Consider the following 1,355-nt stretch of genomic DNA (forward strand, 5'->3'; position numbering starts at 1 on the left):
GCTAGGGGTGGGTGGCCGCAGAGACCAGCGGAAAGCGACTGTTTACTAAAAACACAGGTCCATGCGAAGTCGCAAGACGATGTATATGGACTGACGCCTGCCCGGTGCTGGAACGTTAAGAGGACCGGTTAGCCAGTAATGGCGAAGCTGAGAATTTAAGCGCCAGTAAACGGCGGTGGTAACTATAACCATCCTAAGGTAGCGAAATTCCTTGTCGGGTAAGTTCCGACCTGCACGAATGGCGTAACGACTTTCCGGCTGTCTCAACCACAGGCCCGGCGAAATTGCACTACGAGTAAAGATGCTCGTTACGCGCGGCAGGACGGAAAGACCCCGGGACCTTTACTATAGTTTGGTATTGGTTTTCGGTTCGGCTTGTGTAGGATAGGTGGGAGACTGTGAAGCTGCAACGCTAGTTGTGGTGGAGTCGTTGTTGAAATACCACTCTGGTCGAATTGGGAATCTGAACCTCGGGCCATGATCTGGTTCAGGGACAGTGCCTGATGGGTAGTTTAACTGGGGCGGTTGCCTCCTAAAGAGTAACGGAGGCGCCCAAAGGTTCCCTCAGCCTGGTTGGCAATCAGGTGTTGAGTGCAAGTGCACAAGGGAGCTTGACTGTGAGACAGACATGTCGAGCAGGGACGAAAGTCGGGACTAGTGATCCGGCACCTCCTGGTGGAAGGGGTGTCGCTCAACGGATAAAAGGTACCCCGGGGATAACAGGCTGATCTTGCCCAAGAGTCCATATCGACGGCATGGTTTGGCACCTCGATGTCGGCTCGTCGCATCCTGGGGCCGGAGTAGGTCCCAAGGGTTGGGCTGTTCGCCCATTAAAGCGGCACGCGAGCTGGGTTTAGAACGTCGTGAGACAGTTCGGTCCCTATCCGCCGCGCGCGTAGGATACTTGAGGAAGGCTGTCCCTAGTACGAGAGGACCGGGACGGACGAACCTCTGGTGTGCCAGTTGTTCTGCCAAGGGCATGGCTGGTTGGCCACGTTCGGAAGGGATAACCGCTGAAGGCATCTAAGCGGGAAGCCTGTTCCAAGATGAGGTATCCCACCCTTTGTGGGTTAAGGCCCCCAACAGACCATTGGGTTGATAGGCCAGAAATGGAAGCACAGTAATGTGTTGTCGAGTTGACTGGTACTAATAGGCCGAGGACTTGCCTACAAAGATGTTACGCATCCACTCTACGGTTCTGAAACACCACACCGGGGTGTGTTGTTTCGTAGTGTTTCGGTGGTTATAGCGTCAGGGAAACGCCCGGTCCCATTCCGAACCCGGAAGCTAAGCCTGACAGCGCCGATGGTACTGCAACCGAAGGGTTGTGGGAGAGTAGGACACCGCCGAACTTA

The 1,355-nt window shown here is 55.0% G+C and carries 2 rRNA genes; both read left to right on the top strand.

The features are described 5' to 3' along the window. Positions 1 to 1,170, top strand: a 23S ribosomal RNA gene (locus ACWEF6_RS42875); the annotation flags it as partial. Between the two features lie 65 nt (positions 1,171 to 1,235). Further along, positions 1,236 to 1,352: ribosomal RNA gene (rrf, locus tag ACWEF6_RS42880) — 5S ribosomal RNA — on the top strand. Positions 1,353 to 1,355: the final 3 nt, after the last annotated feature.

The organism is Amycolatopsis sp. NPDC004772, assembly GCF_053601215.1.